The organism is Flavobacterium circumlabens (assembly GCF_004345565.1).
Classification (GTDB): domain Bacteria; phylum Bacteroidota; class Bacteroidia; order Flavobacteriales; family Flavobacteriaceae; genus Flavobacterium; species Flavobacterium circumlabens.
The window spans coordinates 535,333-551,047 of record NZ_SLWA01000002.1; the positions used below are offsets into that span (position 1 = coordinate 535,333).

Genomic DNA, 15,715 nt, shown 5'->3' on the forward strand with positions numbered 1-15,715 from the left:
AAGTATTATTTTTCAATAATCATAGTAATTCCCTGTCCGCCAGCAGCACAAATCGAGATAAAACCTCTTCCTGAACCTTTCTCGTGAAGCAATTTGGCCATTACACCAATAATTCTTCCTCCGGTAGCGGCAAAAGGATGCGCTGCCGCAAGACTGCTTCCTTTTACGTTAAGCTTTCTTCGGTCGATGGCACCCAGCGGTTTTTTAAGTCCAATGGATGCACTAAGTTCAGGACTTTCCCAAATTTTCAGGGTAGCCAGAACCTGGGCGGCAAAAGCTTCGTGAATTTCATAATAATCAAAATCCTGCAGCGTCAGGTTTGCTTTTTCGAGCATTCTGGAGGCAGCGAATAAAGGCGCCAGTAATAAATTCTGTTGATTTTTCACATATTCGATAGCGGCAACTTCCGCATGGGTAATGTAAGCCAGAATCGGTAAATTGTGTTCTTTGGCCCATTCTTCACTAGCCAGAAGAATGCTCGAGGCACCATCGGTAAGCGGAGTGGAGTTTCCGGCTGTAAGCGTCCCGTTTGTTTTATCAAATGCCGGAGCCAGTTTGGCCAGCTTTTCTAAAGTACTGTCTTTTCTTAAATTATTGTCCCTGTCCAGTCCGTTAAAAGGCGTAATCATATCGCTAAAAAAACCTTCGTCATACGCTTTTGCCATATTCAGATGACTTTGCAAGGCCAGCTGATCCTGATCCTCTCGGGCGATCTGATAGTATTTAGCCGTAATTTCGGTATGACCTCCCATCGAAAGACCGGTTTGTGATTCTTCATTTCTGGGCACCAACGGCGTCAGGTCTTTTGGTCGGATTTTCAAAAAGGTTTTAATTTTTTCACCCAATGATTTTGCTTTTCTGGCGTCGAGCAGTATTTTTCGCAGCTTTTCACTCACCGCAATAGGCATATCACTAATGGAATCAACACCGCACGCAATCCCGGATTCAATCTGACCCAATGCAATTTTATTCGCAATATAAATAGCACTTTCAATTCCTGTGTCACAAGCCTGTTGTAAGTCGCAGGCCGGAGTGGCAGGATCCAGAGCTGTTCTCATGACACATTCACGAATCAGGTTATTGTCGGTAGTATGTTTGATGACGGCACCGCCGACCACTTCACCCAGTAATTGGCCCTGCAGTTTGTATTTTTCAATAAGACCATCGAGTGTTGCGGTCATCATTTGCAAATTACTAACGTCTGAATAGAACGTATTCGCTCGCGCAAACGGAATCCTGTTATACCCCACAATGGCTACTTTTCTAATAGTGTCCTGATTTCCCATATCCTTATGCTGTTTTGTTTTTGATTTGATCCTAAAAGTAATCGTAAAAAAGAGTACGGATGTTTTTAATCCGTTCTGATTTAGGATGCTAAATTTAATATTTTAAATTCTTATTCAGGAACTTTTTCTGCGGAATACAACAGGATTATTTTTCAGACTAAGTTCATTCCTAGGAACGAGGAATCAAATGCGCTGCGTACACACTGTTGGTAAATACTGGATGTGATTTACTTTGTCTATTCGCTATCGCTCGCGTCTCGCTCTTCGAAGTGACAAATACATCCTGCAAAACCGCTGTAATAACACAAGAAAAAATAAAAAAAATATCACAGTTTTCGTAATAACGTGAAAATAGAAATAAATCCTATCACAGATTCCGTGATAGGAGTAAAAATAAAAATAGATTTATCACGGTAATGAAATAGGTTACTCTGTAAAAACTATAAAGGAAACTTACAACATGAAAAAAGCAACCCGATTATGAGTTGCTTTTTGGTTTGATTATGCTGCTTTTGGCTCATCGTTACGGGTGCAAATTCAGAGAAGTTTGCGCAGCTTTTTATGAGAAGACTTCGGAGAGCTAAAGTAAACTAATAACTATTTTTTGATAATTAAAGAATAAAAGTCTAATTTTTTACTAATATATATGCTCTTATAATAACTCCAATTTAACGTATTTACTGATTTTCTATATATTTTAATTTCATCAGATTTACTTTTTTTGGAAATTGAATCTCCAATTTTTAAATATTCTTCATTATCACAATAAATATAAAAATTATCATCTTTTATTCTTTTAATTACAATTTTTATTCCGCCTTTTCCTTGTTTAATATCTAATATCCTATCATTTAAAGATAATTCGTAGAAATGTTTAAAATTGCGATACCATATATAATCAAAAGAATACCAAAAGAAAATCATAATAACAATAACTATCCCTATTTTTATTTTTTTCATTTTTTTTAATTACTACTAAAATTTCCCAAATGATATCCAGACGCCCAACCACCATCTCTCTTAATTCCATATAAACCTGAAGGATGAATCAATACCATAGTATATTTTACACCAGCTTGAACTCTAATTCCTGCTCCTCCTGTTATTCCATATGAGACATTATCCCATGAAACTTCATTTTTTTCGTTGAAAGATTGTGAATATTCAGCAGTTCCACCAATAATATCAGCAGCTGTTACTGAAACATATCTAGATGGACCGATTAAACCAGCAGCTGTAATATCACTAACTTTTCCTCTAAATGAGCTTGCGCCAAAGGATAAATCAGCAGCAGCAGCACCAATTCCGATATTAACATCTACATTGTGGCTTATTGTTGTGGATGTAAAATCATGAGACGTTTGTACAGCAGATACTATAAATTTATTCTTTAAAGAATAAACCAAGATACCTAGTTTAATACATACCCGAGCCATCAGAATAATTATCTCCTTTTCTTATAAAATACCATGTTTTATATTCTTTTAAAGAGGGTAATTCTTCATTTGTATATATACATTCAATATCATAAACTTTTTTAAAGTTAAAATCAGAAATTATACCAGTAAATGCTATATCCATGTCCTCAGAAATTATCTCAGATGCCCCTAATTCAATGTATATTCTTAACCTAAGATAATTCAAATCAACATCCCAATCAATAGTAATACCTCTTACCTCCTTAGATATTAGACCAAAAAATGCTCTATGAGCAGATAAAATTATTTCATTTTCCATATTAATTTGGTATTGTGGGTACAAAATGGCTCCTTTGCTTCCGTAATGTAATATTGCAGTATTTGTGTCTGTTGCGGGCACGAGCTAGAAGCATCGCGCTAGCCCAACATTACCTAATGCTCGGACTAGCTGGGGGCTATCGTCGCGTTGATATATCTGAGCCATCTGGTTCATTGTAATCAGGTAATCGGGAAAAAACGTCAAGACCTCCATCTCCCATAATTAGAAAATAATTTTCTGACTTTGAAAATCCTACATATTTATCTCCCTCATAACTATTTTGTTGCAACTCTAAAAAATATTTTTTTCCATTCTTATAATTTAACAGTCTAGGCACCTTGATATTCCAAGCAATAGCAACAACTTCTATCTTCCATGTATTATCTTTTGTCAATAGATTTCCACCACCACCTCTTAATCCAAAAATAAATACAGTTTCAGACTTACTTTGAACAAAAAAAGTCAGATTATCATCAGATATACTTTTTTTAAATGAATTCTCATAATCACGAAATATAATATTCTTTTTAAGAATATCATAAATAAAAACTCCATCTGCATTAATCAGCAAAATATTATCATCTGAAAGCCATCCAATTGCTATTATTCCATTTAGGCGAATAGCCGAATAGTACTCCCATTCATCTGCTTTCCCGACTAAGTTTTCGTCTGATAACTCATTAAATACGCTGACTTCATATTTGTTTTTTAACTCTTGTAATCTCATAACTATGGGTTTATAATTCTACCACTACCAGGAACTTGCCACTTAAGAAAACCGTTTATTTTATTGGAATGAACCCCTATTCTATAAAATCCTCGAATAATGTGAGCATCTGAGGCCGCAAAGTCAGATACGTTTGCGCAGCTTTTCATAAGAACACTTCGAAGAGCTGAGTTTATTCTGTTTTTATAGTTGTGATGCTGAAGTCATGAAAATTTGTACAGCAGGTAATATAAAATTATCAATCTTGGAGTATTACAAAAAAAATCAATATTTTGGAAAAACCAAAAAACAATTACTACATATTAGCGAGTTATTACTTTTTATATTTAAATCCGTCAATAAATCATTTGTTACTGGACAATACTTCCAACTAAAACTTTCATTAACTGATTTATCAATATCAAACCAATAAAATAAATAGATATTTATTTTGTTTAAAGTTTTATTTATTTTCGGTAAAATATCAATAATTTGAGAATTAAGTTTGAATTTAATATTGTATAAATCATCACTCTCCCTGATAACCATCGCATATATTCATCATGAAATTCTTGTGTCCATAATTTATAATCTATAAAGTCTTCTAAATATTTATAAACTATATCATTTAATGAGATAGGCTTTTCATCTCATGTCCCATATTATCTCATCCTGATTAGCCCACATTATTTTGTATAAAATTTTATTACTTACTAGATTTCCCATCCAATTACATTTTTTTTGCTATTGCGTAATACTTTTATCATTGAATGTAAAGGTAACTTTAAGGCATGAAAAAACAACTCGGTTATTGTTCTTTTATCTGATTAATAAAAACAAAAAAGAATTTAAAACTTATCATTGTGCATAGGAGATCGATCATGTTGTGAAAATTATTACAAGAACTATAATAATACCAAAAAGGATTACACCTATCATATGATTCAGTGTAGAGTTTTCATTTTTTATAACAGTACTTTGATTTGGAGACCATATATTTGAGAAAGAAGTATGATTTTTGTTTTTTATCAATCCTACTAGGTTTACATAAATATATCTAATTAGTGCTCCCAGAGATTCTAGTATATACTTTCCAAATATTACTTGTATAAAATCCATTATTTCTGATTATTTTTTTTAGTTGTCGATTTTGTTTATGTCGCGGCGGTTGCGAATTAGGAAAATATTCTCACAGCAAACATAAAAATTTATTTTTTAGAAAAAACACTTCGGAGAGTAGAGCGCAAAGTCAGAGACGTTTGCGCAGCTTTTCATAAGAACACTTCGAAGAGCTGGGTTTGTTTTATCATCCTCCTTCCCCTTTAATTTTTAAATGTTTACTAACGTTATTATTTATTATATCCAAAGTGCCTTTATATTTATACGATTCATCAATTTGGTCAATCACTTCAATATTTAAAATTGTTTTGTAACCATTTCCAAAATATACTTCCTTGTATTTCTTTTCAGATAATTGTATGCTATTAATTGTGTCTTTTTTTCAAAAATATTTCTATACCATTTACTTTTATAATTGCAAAGTCAGAAACGTTAGATACAAAAATATACTTATTCGGTTTGTTAATCGAATCATAATTAAAAGAATAGAAACATCCATCTATAGTATCAGGAATTGATTCAAAATAATCTAAATTATTTTTATTATTTTGATGAGTAATATTATTTTTCTTTTTTGTAATTGTTTCATTTTTAGTTGTTTGGATTTTAGTGTTTTCTTTCTTACAAGAAAGAAAGAAAATAATTACAATTACACTTAATAATTTTTTTTCAAGATTTCATTTTTATAATATTTCAATTGGAGTTGTATGTTTATTTATATTTAAAACAACCCCTTTTTCATTAAATAAACTTGTTATCCTTTTTACTTCAGAGACTATCATTTCTTCAAATGAATTCCATTTGTATAATGATGTAGCATCCCATTCAGCGCAATAATGAACTTTATTAGTTACACTATCTATGTACAATTTAGAGCCATCCCAATTATAACCTCCAATAAAAAAGTAATTTTCTTTTGCATTTTTCGGCTTTTCTTTCAAGTTGGGTGTGAAAATTGAAAAAGGCTGTCTGCTGGCTTCAATAGAACGTCCTAATTCTTTTCTCAAACCATACAAACTAAAAGTAGAGACAAAAATATTAAGACCATTACTAAAATTGGTTAAAAAAAGCTTATAGTCCTTAGGAATTTCCCTCTTTAACTCTTTTCCTAATAGTACTATATCTTTATCGCTTAAGATCGGATAAATCTTATTTAACCAAGCAAGCTGAGCTATGTGAGGAGCTTTTCCTATCAATATAGCTCCATTCTCTGATTTTTGAACTCCTAAATCTTCAAACTTGTATAAATCTTTCTTTAATACTTCTAAATAATTCATAATTAAAATCCTCTATTTATTAAATCCCCAAATGTTGTATTTATAAAATTACCAAAATGTTTAATAATGTGCATAACAATTATCATTGATTATAAAGGAAACTTGATAACAAAAAAATAACCAGTTACAGTTGCCTTCTTGTTTGATTATGCTACTTAGATCATCTTTGCGCAGTTTTTTTATGAGAACATTCTTTGCGGAGTGTGGGGATCAGGATAGTCGTCACAAAAGAGTGTGGCCGTTCAGATAATTATTCCTAATATAATGGCTAACTATATTCATGAAATAAAAGGTACCCACTATATATATAAATGTTAATATATGATGTAGGATAGTATTGTTTATTAACTCTGAATTCATGATCTTGTAAAATCTGTTCTTTTTATAGTAGACAATATAATTAAAAACAAGAGGCAATATAAAAGCAATATAGATTAGGATATCAGGTTGAACTTTCGCAAAAGCAGAAAAATATAATATACCAACAATATTAAATATATTTATGCTTTGAAGTCCACTAAATATTATAAAAGCATGTGTTTTGACATTATTATTCCTATATAATAAATCGGAATATGTTATCTTTAAAAGCTTGTAAATGCTAATCAATACTAAATCAAAAAAAAACATAATCTTTTATTTATTTAAAACCTTTATTTTTTTTTCTTTACTTATTTGTACCTTATTTTTATCTGTCATTCGATTCATGTTTTTTCTATAATATTTCTGATTTATAATATTTTCTGATAAAATTTACTTGGCTAGAGCGTTTTGCTATTTTTTTGCATACGTTTGATATATGTGTTTGCTTTAGACTACTGCTGTTGCATAATACTTTTATCATTGAATGTAAAGGTAGCCTTACTGCGACAGTACTTGAAAAACATGAAACTTTTAACCCCCATAAACCCCGTCCTTTTCCTTAAAAGCCCATTCGGCCATGGCATTAATAACAGGAATCAAACCGTTTCCGGCATTGCTTAAGCTGTAGGTAACAAAGGGAGGGACAACCGGTTTCGCTTCCCTGATGACAAGGCCGTCGTTTTCTAATTGTTTGAGGTGCTGGATAAGCATTTTCTCGGTTATCGCCGGAATGGCCCTTTTCAGTTCGCTATAGCGTTTATCACTGGTGGACAAATGATAGAGGATAATCGGTTTCCAGTAGCCGCCAATCTTTTCCATGACGTAGGTCACCGGGCAGATATCTAATGCATATTGTTTATTTTCCTGAATGGTCGAAGTTTCTTTGATTGCGGTCATGATACATACTTTAGGGTAAGTACTTGTATAAAAGTAAGTACAAATATACCTTTGTTTTTATAAATACAAAACAATTAAAGATGAAAATTATAATTACAGGTTCTTTAGGGAACATAGGAAAACCATTGACGAATCAACTTGTGGCTGCGGGACATGAGGTAACGGTAATCAGCAGTAATGCAGATAAAAAAGAAGCCATTGAAAAAGCAGGAGCACAGGCTGCCATTGGTTCTGTCAGTGATGCTGCTTTTTTGGCCAGGACTTTTGCAGGAGCAGATGCACTTTTTGCCATGACACCGCCTAATTTAGGAGGAAGAAATGTGATTGCGAATACTGTTGAAGCCGGTAAAGCTTTCGCGAAAGCCATACAGGAAGCAGCTGTAAAACGTGTGGTAATGCTGAGCAGTATCGGTGCGGATTTGCCTGACGGAAACGGACCCATTGCTGGACTTTATCCTATAGAAGCCTTATATAATAAACTGGAGAATACAGCGGTTACCTTTTTACGTGCCGGATTTTTCTTTACCAATTTATACAACGATGTTCCGATGATAAAAGGAGCGGGGATTATGGGGGCTAATTATCCCGCTGATGCGAAAATGCCATTGGTACATCCGGAAGATATTGCAGCAGCAGTGGCAAACGAATTGCAAAAAGAGAGTACAGGCAAAAATATCCGTTACATCGTAAGTGACGTGCGTACTCCGGGTGAAATAGCAAAAGCAATAGGAGCGGCAATTGATAAAACCGATTTGCCTTGGGTGGAATTCACCGACGAACAATCGCTGCAGGGAATGATACAAGCCGGATTACCGGAAGAAATTGCCCGTTTGTATACCGAAATGGGTTCGGGTTTGCGAAGTGGTGCAATTGGCACTGATTTCTTAAATGGGAATTTCCCTGTTGACGGAAAAATCAAACTGAAAGATTTTGCAAAAGAATTTGCTGCGAAGTTTTAATTTAAATAATAAATCCACAAAAAAGCCGTCAAGTATTACTTGACGGCTTTTGGTTTTTTAATCAGAACTGTTTTTTAGGCTGAAAAATCCAGTCCTTTTGCTTTAAAGCTGCTAAACAATACCTGACGGGCAGTACTGACCGTTTCTTCTGTTTTGTAAATGCTGCACCAGAATTTGACCTGAATTTTATATTTTCCTTCAGAAATGGCAGTATAATAAATTTGCGATGGTTTGGCATTGTTGACCAAAGTAATACTTTCCAGGGATTCGCTTATAATAGCATTGATATCTTCAGGAGTAGTTTCTCCGGTAATTTCAACAGCAATATCAACCAGTTTAAAATTGTCTGTATACGTCCAGTTGGTGATGTTTTGCGACAATAGGTTTCCGTTCGGAATAATAATCTCGGCACCGTTTGGAGCATTGATTTTGGTTGTACGAAGTCCCATTGATTTTACACGGCCGGATTCGGAACTGATATCGACCACATCGCCAATCTGAATCGGTTTATCAAAAATCAGGATAATACCCGAAACAAAGTTGTTTACGACACTTTGCAGTCCAAGTCCAACACCAACACCCAAAGCACCTAAAAGAATGCTTAATTTGTCCAGAGGCATGCCTGAAGCGGCTACAGCCAGCAGGTATCCGACAATTAAAACAACAAGCCGCGTAATAAGCAGTTTGGAATGCTGTCTTTTATTGATGTTTTCTTCGTTTTCATCATCGTCAATTTCTCCAAAGAAATAAGCTACATACTTTTGAAGTAAATGTGCAATCCAAATAATGATAAAAAATAATAAGATATTACCCAGAGTAAAAGTAATACTGCCGATGGTGTTCGGATGGCTAAGTAAAGATCCGAAAGAAGTCCGTAAGGATTCCCAGATATTCAGATTTGATCCGATTACAACCAGCCACATATAACTGATAATGATAATGAAGGGCTTTTTAAGTGTCTCGGATAAATTTTCATGGTCAAAGATTTTTTCAATTCCACGTTTTACCCTCGTCGTGTAGATTTGCAAAATGATCACTTCCAGGATTATTTTTAGAAGTACGCTCAGTGCAATAATCTGTGTAATTGAAATAAAAGCAGTAAGACTTAGCATATTCGAAAGAGATACTCTTCCGAAAATGTTGTATAAAATCGACAAGCCGTTAAAAACAATAAAAATAATACTGGCCCATTTAAAGAAGCCTTTGATGTACAATTCCCCTTTGACGCTCTTGATCTGAACAAGACCATAACGGATTCCAAAGCCATTAATAATAATAAAGCAACAGCGTTGCAATAAACTAACACTAATGAAAAGGTCCAGAAAACAAAGGGCTAAGAACAGTCCCAAAAGGAAAGTCCAGTTTCTCATGGCATTTGCTGACCATTTGTTTTTGAAAAGTATGGTAAGGAATCCAAGTAAAATCAATTCCAGTATTTCGATAAACAAGGCCGGAGCATATAAGTTGCTTACCACGGCTATATTGAGCCCAATAATTGCTACGGGAATGATAACACCCCTGTTCAGGTATTTAAAATTAAAAAGAGCCAGACTCTCCGCGTGTCCGTTACTTTTTAAATATTTGAGATTGCGGGAGATGTACCAGCCCAGTAATCCCATCAAAAAAGCCAGTGTAAGCAATCCTCCGGCACGATAACTCAGATAATAAGCTGCAACACTCTCTTCGATCAGAACTTTTGATCCGATGCTTTGGGTAACTTGTTTGTTCGGGATTGAATCGGTAACATTCCAGATAAAAGGATATTCCTTTCTGAGCATACTGATCCCTGACTTTTCAAGCGTATTTTCTACGGTAATAAGTGCATTAGAAACGGCAATTTTTCTTTCTACGGTTAATCTTTTGTTTTTATTTAGAACACCCTGGTTTTTAGTCATCAGGCTATCGGTATTCTTGTATTTTTTTCTAAGATTCGCAAATTCATTTTTAAATTGCTTGCGGCGAATGGTATCTTTTATCAGGCCGACCAGTGTTTTGTCTTTACGCAATTCGATAAACCGGTCTTTGATTTTTTCCAGGTTTTTATTGCGTAAGTTGATCGCGTCATTTTGCTCGTCCAGTTCCTGTTGAATTTCTTTAAGGACAACACGGTACATTTGCTGGTTTCGAACATTTGGATTCGCACCTTTCAGACTGGCTAAAATTAAATCGAGCTTGCTTTGGGTTCTTCTGATTTCTCCAAACAAATGATGACTGGCTCCGTCAAAATCGGCATCATTGTAGGCAGTTTCCATTACGGCACTGGCTTTTTCAATAGCCATCAGATAATCACTGTCGGTTGTTGTTTCTTCAAATAATTTAGAACGGCTTTCTGTTTTTTTAGGGGTGCTTTGCGAGTAGGCAAGCGGTGCAAAAAACAGGACGGCCAATAAGGCTGATAAAACAATAAAACTTCTTTTTTGAATCATAATTGGATGTATGAATTAGGGTTCCCAAATGTAATTTTTTTTAAGGGACTTTCACTACAATTTAACAACATTTGAGCGGAAGCAGATGTGACGTTTTTTAAGACAGCGAAGTTGAAATCTTCAGCGGCTAAATTTTGCTTTTTCCACAGCCAGATAGTAGATTTTATACTAAAAAATGAATTTGTAGGAATTGATTTAATTGTATTGTAAACCAATTGATTAAAGTTTGTTACCTGAATTAACCGTTAATAGTATCAAATAATAAAAATCCAATCTGTATAAATTGGATTTTTATGGTTTCAGGAACGAATTCAGGGTGTTCGGAATTACTTTTTGGGTTTAATTTTTAACTTCCAATACCCATATACCGTTGCTGTATTAAAGGCAACCAGTATCCAGATCACCGGACTTGCAAAAAAGTGCGAATAACTGCTCCCTTTCGGAATTTCTACAAAAGGAACGGTAATTGAAACATCTAATAGCACTGCTGTAATCGACATGCCTAAACCTAGAAGTAAACCGTGCTTTTTAGGGTCATTTTTATAATAAAATGAAGCCAAATTTGTAGAAGATAAAAACATTATTACCAGTACTATTAATAGATTTATGTTAAAGCTATGGTTTATGATATCAAAAAGCACTGAAAGATAAAAAGCAGCACTCACGCACACCCATACAAAAAGACCCGCAAGTAACATTTTTACGTAATTCATGACAATGGTTTTAAACAGTTGAGTTATTCCAGATTCCGGTTTTAGCCGTTTCTTTTACGTAGGTACTAAAATCGGTTGCTTTACGGCCTAACACTTTTTCAATGTCGCTGGTAATGCTTGAATTTCTGCCGTCTAATACCTGTTCGAAAAGATAATTCACCAGCCAGATCTGATCTTCCGGAACCTGATATTCCTGTAACATTTGTTGGTATTCTGCTAAAGTCAGTGCCTGAAATTGAATGTCTCTGTCCGTCGCTTTGGCAATCTCTGCCACGGCTTCAGGAAACGTCAATAATCGGGGGCCGGTGAGCTCGTAGGTCTGACCATTGTGTTTGTCGTCGAGAAGGCAGGCTGTAACGACTGCTGCGATATCATTTGCGTCCGTAAAAGGTTCCAGGGCTTCTGCTCTGGATAAAGCGACAAATCCGGCTAAAACAGGCTCTAAAAAGAAGCTTTCGCTAAAGTTCTGACTGAACCAGCTTGCCCTTACAATCGTCCAGTTTTTAGCAGCAGCTTTTACAATTTCCTCGCAAACCCGGGCTTCTTTTTCGCCTCTTCCCGATAATAAAACCATTTTCTGAACACCAAGTGCGGTCGCAAGAGATGTAAAATTCCGGATGATTTCAGCTGCAGCAGGAACCGCCAAATCGGGTTGAAAGGTAATGTAAACCGTATGCACGCCTTCGAGAACGGCGGGCCAGGACTCCGGAGTTTCCCAATCGAAAGCCGGCTGCGCACTTCGCGAACCCATCACAATTTCGACATCGTTTATTTTTTGAAGCTGCTCTGTAACCCTGCTGCCTGTTTTTCCATTAGCACCCAGTACTAAAATTTTCTTTTTGTTCATATCAATATTTCTTTAAATGAATACTGATACAAAGGTGTTGGGTTTGCTATTGAATCATTTGTTGCAAAAGAATTATGATTTGTCTGAAAAGCATTTTTGCTTTACTGTATTCGGGCGGGTTGCAAATTTTTTATAAAAAGCATTCGAGAAAGAACTGAGACTTTCATAACCGACTTCCCAGACAGCTTCCTGTACGGTTTTGTCGCTGTTTTGCAGCAATTCGTAAGCCTTATTCAGACGTTCCTCCTGAATGTATTTGAAGACAGGGACACCAAATAACTCCTTAAAGTTCTTTTTTAACTTATTGCTGTTAAGTCCCACCATTTTAGAAAGTTGGCTAATAGAGGGAGGTTGGGAATAGTGGGTGGTAACGATTTCTCTGGCCTGAAAAATTTTATCACGGTCTTTTTCAGAAAAAGCATTTTTCTGATCACTTGCCAGGAGTCCGAAGAAGTGAGCCAAGAGTTCATTGACCTGACTTTTTAGAAATAACAAACGGGTGTTTTCGATGTAAGTCGTATTGAAAATTTTCTGAACGGCCAGCTGCATATCGAGCGTCATATAAAAAGAAGGGCCTTTTACGAAGTGTTCTTTTGGATGTACTAATTGAGGCAAATATTTTTCAAAAACTTCTTTTTCGGCCTGATGCAGCGACGGCAGGTTTTTTAGTTTCGTAAAAATACTAATGGACTGTAAGGGTTTATCTGGTTCAATTTTGTGTGCGAATTCCACTTTCTGATTGCCAAAAAAGCAAATCGCCAGACCAGTTGTATTGGTTAAGTATTTAGTCTGATTATTGTGTTTTATTTCCAGTTCAACGTTCCCGGAACCATAAAAAGCAAATCCAACAGCATCTCCGTCGATTTCACATTTCTGAACAAATGGTTTGGTGGCATTTGATTGTTCGATTAAAACAATAAAGTCATTTAATTCGATGATGTCTGTTGTCATTTTTTGCTTGTTAGATTAAAAATGGAGTGCTAATCAACGGGAACTAGTTTAAAAATAAGTCTTAAAAATGACTTTTAGTTACAGGAATGAAGTACTTTTTAAAAACAATTAAATGATTTTAAAGTCACCGGCTTTCCGTAAAAAATCTATTTTTGCTTCCGTACTGCGACCATAAATTTAAGGCTTATCCATTTTTAAAAAAGAAAATGCATCAAAAACTAAGGGAACATATTGAAAAAATAATACTATTGACTGATGATGAATTTTCGTTAGTGCTTTCGCATTTTAATTCCCGAAGTTTTAAGAAGAAAGAATTTCTAATTGACAAAGGTGACACCAATATTGATTGTTATTACATCGTTTCAGGCCTTTTAAAGCTCATTTACGAGGACGAAAACGGAAATGAGCATATTGTATCCTTTGCCATGGAAGATTGGTGGGAAAGCGACTTTATTGCCTTTTTTACCCAAACTAACGCTACTATGTCTTTGCAGTGTATTGAAGACACCGATGTTTTCTGTATTTCAATAGAAAATTATCAGAAGTTGTGTGCCGTACTTCAGAAGATGGAACATTTCCTTCTTAAAAAATCAAATTCAGGACATATTGCCTCCCAGCGCAGGATATTGTCTTTTTTAACTTCCAGTGCAAAAGACCGTTACGATTTGCTGCTGAAACAGCATCCTTCGTTATTTCAGCGGGTCAACAAAACCATGCTGGCTTCTTATTTAGGCGTTTCTCGAGAGACATTAAGCCGGCTTTCGTCTTAATTTTCTTTTACTTACTTAACATTTGTGATGTTTGTCACACGTTAGAATCCGGGAATCGATTCAATTTTGCAGCTATAATTTAAAAACTGTAAAAATGAAAAAAGGCCTCAAGATTCTAGCAATGGCAGTCCTGACTGCTGTGCCTGTAATGGCGCAAACCAAAACCAACAAACTGGAAAAGAAGGTAATTAACCCCTGGGAGTGGCAGGACAAACGAAGTTATGTACAGGCAGTAAAAGTGAAAAATCCGGAAGGAACGCTCTATGTTTCCGGACAAACGGCTATTAACGCCGCCGGCATATCGAGCGATGCCGACATGAGATCACAATTGATTCAGACCTTAGCCAATCTGGAAAAAGTAGTAAAAGATTCCGGTTATGAATGTAAAAATATAGTGCGACTGAATGTCTATACCACTTCAGAATCGGAACTTTTCGCCTGTTTCAATGTTTTTCAGGACTGGATCGCCAAACACGGGATCAGGCAAACCAGCACTTTACTGGAAGTAAAAACGCTTTTTGAAACCTTAAAAGTAGAAGTAGAGGCAACGGTCGTGAAGTGATTTATAGGAAATAAGATTTCATGGCTATTCAAAATTAATTACACAGTGTCGTGGCAAATTGAAGTCAGGACTGTATGGTTTTTTCTGACAAAGTGACTGAAAAATAGAAAATTTTCCAAAACGCTCTCCCGAACTTTACGTATAGGAGTGACGGAGCGGTGACGGAGAAATGACCTGAAAAAACACAATGTCAAAAAGGCAGTATTCAGGGTTTTAGCTTTTCAAAAATAAAAACAGCGTTTAGAAACAAGTATTCTAAACGCTGTTTTTTTTATGGGCAAGTTCTAATTCTGCAATGATTTGCTTTTTCATTAGGGTATGAATGTAATCTTTGGCTTCGGCATACGAAATGTTATAGTGTCGCGGAATGTCCTGCAGATGCGAAGGAAAACGCTCCAGTAGCTTGTCGTAATACAGATCAAGTTGATTTTCGTCGGGCATTTCGAATTTCAGGCGGATCTGAAATCTTCTCAATAAAGCGGTATCGATACTGTGATAATGATTGGTGGCGCAAATGAGTAAGCTGTCCGCCGGGAAATAATCAATCAGTTGGATAATCGTGTTGACAAGGCGTCTCATTTCTCCGACGTCTTTATCTTCACTGTCACGGCTTTTTCCGATCTGATCAAATTCATCCAGAAATAAAACTGCTTTCTCCCGAATCGCTTTATCAAACAGGGCTTTTACATTTCTGGAGGTTTCACCAATTCGGGCATTAATTAAAGTGCTCAGGTTGATTATTACGATATTCTTGTTTAAAGCCGTGGCAATGGCCTTGGCAGTCGTGGTTTTACCGCATCCTGAATGACCGTGCAGCAATATTTTATGGTCTGCTTTGAGATCGTATTTTTTTAATTCCTCCAGATACTGATGCTCTTTGATGGTCTGTGCCAACGCAGCTTTGTTTTCGGCACTAAAAAATAAATCATTCAGTGCAATTTTTTCAGTATCGTTTACGGTCAGTTCGTACAGATTCATCAGGAGTTTTATTTTTCACAAAATTAAAGCTTATTCTGCAACATCTCTACTTAAATTTTAGGAGGCAGTAATTCTGATACTGGTAGTTCCGTATTTTGTTAAATTGATCCTAATACTATAAAAT

15 protein-coding genes are annotated in these 15,715 nt (G+C 35.4%); 3 read left to right on the forward strand and 12 right to left on the reverse strand.

Features of this window, described 5'->3' with window-relative positions:
- Positions 1–5 precede the first annotated feature (5 nt).
- The 7 genes from EV142_RS06880 to EV142_RS06910 form a co-directional block, all read right to left on the reverse strand.
- On the reverse strand, positions 6–1,286 hold the full coding sequence (locus tag EV142_RS06880; RefSeq protein ID WP_132033838.1) for an acetyl-CoA C-acetyltransferase: 1,281 nt from the start codon (positions 1,284–1,286) through the stop codon (positions 6–8).
- Between the two features lie 597 nt (positions 1,287–1,883).
- A complete protein-coding gene (locus EV142_RS06885) occupies positions 1,884–2,246 on the reverse strand; it encodes a hypothetical protein (protein WP_132033840.1) in 363 nt (120 codons plus the stop codon).
- 5 nt (positions 2,247–2,251) lie between these two features.
- The gene (locus EV142_RS06890) at positions 2,252–2,692 is read right to left on the reverse strand and encodes a hypothetical protein (RefSeq protein ID WP_132033842.1); all 441 of its coding nucleotides are present in this window, start codon (positions 2,690–2,692) and stop codon (positions 2,252–2,254) included.
- 10 nt (positions 2,693–2,702) lie between these two features.
- Positions 2,703–3,023 carry a hypothetical protein gene (locus tag EV142_RS06895; protein ID WP_132033844.1) on the reverse strand — a complete coding sequence of 107 codons (321 nt, stop codon included), beginning with the start codon at positions 3,021–3,023 and terminating at the stop codon, positions 2,703–2,705.
- Between the two features lie 136 nt (positions 3,024–3,159).
- Positions 3,160–3,750 carry a hypothetical protein gene (locus EV142_RS06900; RefSeq protein WP_132033846.1) on the reverse strand — a complete coding sequence of 197 codons (591 nt, stop codon included), beginning with the start codon at positions 3,748–3,750 and terminating at the stop codon, positions 3,160–3,162.
- Between the two features lie 1,781 nt (positions 3,751–5,531).
- A complete protein-coding gene (locus EV142_RS06905; protein WP_132033848.1) occupies positions 5,532–6,125 on the reverse strand; it encodes an SMI1/KNR4 family protein in 594 nt (197 codons plus the stop codon).
- Between the two features lie 894 nt (positions 6,126–7,019).
- Positions 7,020–7,385, reverse strand: coding sequence for a winged helix-turn-helix transcriptional regulator (locus EV142_RS06910; protein WP_132033850.1), 366 nt, complete (start codon positions 7,383–7,385; stop codon positions 7,020–7,022).
- Positions 7,386–7,465: 80 nt separating this feature from the next.
- Between EV142_RS06910 and EV142_RS06915 the strand changes: the two genes are divergently transcribed.
- Complete coding sequence (locus EV142_RS06915; protein ID WP_132033852.1) at positions 7,466–8,344, forward strand: SDR family oxidoreductase; 879 nt, start codon at positions 7,466–7,468, stop codon at positions 8,342–8,344.
- A gap of 74 nt (positions 8,345–8,418) precedes the next feature.
- On the opposite strand, the gene EV142_RS06920 is transcribed toward EV142_RS06915, so the two are convergent.
- From EV142_RS06920 to EV142_RS06935, 4 genes are all read right to left on the reverse strand, one after another.
- Entirely contained in the window at positions 8,419–10,770 is a 2,352-nt protein-coding gene (locus EV142_RS06920; RefSeq protein WP_132033854.1) for a mechanosensitive ion channel family protein, read from the reverse strand.
- Positions 10,771–11,096: 326 nt separating this feature from the next.
- A complete protein-coding gene (locus EV142_RS06925) occupies positions 11,097–11,483 on the reverse strand; it encodes a DUF5367 family protein (protein WP_132033856.1) in 387 nt (128 codons plus the stop codon).
- A gap of 10 nt (positions 11,484–11,493) precedes the next feature.
- Complete coding sequence (locus tag EV142_RS06930; protein ID WP_132033858.1) at positions 11,494–12,330, reverse strand: SDR family oxidoreductase; 837 nt, start codon at positions 12,328–12,330, stop codon at positions 11,494–11,496.
- Positions 12,331–12,402: 72 nt separating this feature from the next.
- Complete coding sequence (locus EV142_RS06935) at positions 12,403–13,281, reverse strand: helix-turn-helix domain-containing protein (RefSeq protein WP_132033860.1); 879 nt, start codon at positions 13,279–13,281, stop codon at positions 12,403–12,405.
- A gap of 206 nt (positions 13,282–13,487) precedes the next feature.
- Between EV142_RS06935 and EV142_RS06940 the strand changes: the two genes are divergently transcribed.
- On the forward strand, positions 13,488–14,051 hold the full coding sequence (locus EV142_RS06940; RefSeq protein WP_132033862.1) for a Crp/Fnr family transcriptional regulator: 564 nt from the start codon (positions 13,488–13,490) through the stop codon (positions 14,049–14,051).
- 172 nt (positions 14,052–14,223) lie between these two features.
- A complete protein-coding gene (locus EV142_RS06945) occupies positions 14,224–14,613 on the forward strand; it encodes a RidA family protein (protein ID WP_202978491.1) in 390 nt (129 codons plus the stop codon).
- Positions 14,614–14,868: 255 nt separating this feature from the next.
- Here the strand turns inward: EV142_RS06945 and EV142_RS06950 are convergent, their stop codons facing one another.
- The gene (locus tag EV142_RS06950; protein ID WP_132033866.1) at positions 14,869–15,591 is read right to left on the reverse strand and encodes an AAA family ATPase; all 723 of its coding nucleotides are present in this window, start codon (positions 15,589–15,591) and stop codon (positions 14,869–14,871) included.
- Positions 15,592–15,715: the final 124 nt, after the last annotated feature.

Excerpts from the sequence above, each read along its gene's own strand:
- EV142_RS06880 (WP_132033838.1), bottom strand. The coding sequence starts at position 1,286 with ATGGGAAATCAGGACACTATTAGAAAAGTAGCCATTGTGGGGTATAAC.
- EV142_RS06885 (WP_132033840.1), bottom strand. The coding sequence starts at position 2,246 with ATGAAAAAAATAAAAATAGGGATAGTTATTGTTATTATGATTTTCTTT.
- EV142_RS06895 (WP_132033844.1), bottom strand. The coding sequence starts at position 3,023 with ATGGAAAATGAAATAATTTTATCTGCTCATAGAGCATTTTTTGGTCTA.
- EV142_RS06900 (WP_132033846.1), bottom strand. The coding sequence starts at position 3,750 with ATGAGATTACAAGAGTTAAAAAACAAATATGAAGTCAGCGTATTTAAT.
- EV142_RS06905 (WP_132033848.1), bottom strand. The coding sequence starts at position 6,125 with ATGAATTATTTAGAAGTATTAAAGAAAGATTTATACAAGTTTGAAGAT.
- EV142_RS06910 (WP_132033850.1), bottom strand. The coding sequence starts at position 7,385 with ATGACCGCAATCAAAGAAACTTCGACCATTCAGGAAAATAAACAATAT.
- EV142_RS06915 (WP_132033852.1), top strand. The coding sequence starts at position 7,466 with ATGAAAATTATAATTACAGGTTCTTTAGGGAACATAGGAAAACCATTG.
- EV142_RS06920 (WP_132033854.1), bottom strand. The coding sequence starts at position 10,770 with ATGATTCAAAAAAGAAGTTTTATTGTTTTATCAGCCTTATTGGCCGTC.
- EV142_RS06925 (WP_132033856.1), bottom strand. The coding sequence starts at position 11,483 with ATGAATTACGTAAAAATGTTACTTGCGGGTCTTTTTGTATGGGTGTGC.
- EV142_RS06930 (WP_132033858.1), bottom strand. The coding sequence starts at position 12,330 with ATGAACAAAAAGAAAATTTTAGTACTGGGTGCTAATGGAAAAACAGGC.
- EV142_RS06935 (WP_132033860.1), bottom strand. The coding sequence starts at position 13,281 with ATGACAACAGACATCATCGAATTAAATGACTTTATTGTTTTAATCGAA.
- EV142_RS06940 (WP_132033862.1), top strand. The coding sequence starts at position 13,488 with ATGCATCAAAAACTAAGGGAACATATTGAAAAAATAATACTATTGACT.
- EV142_RS06950 (WP_132033866.1), bottom strand. The coding sequence starts at position 15,591 with ATGAATCTGTACGAACTGACCGTAAACGATACTGAAAAAATTGCACTG.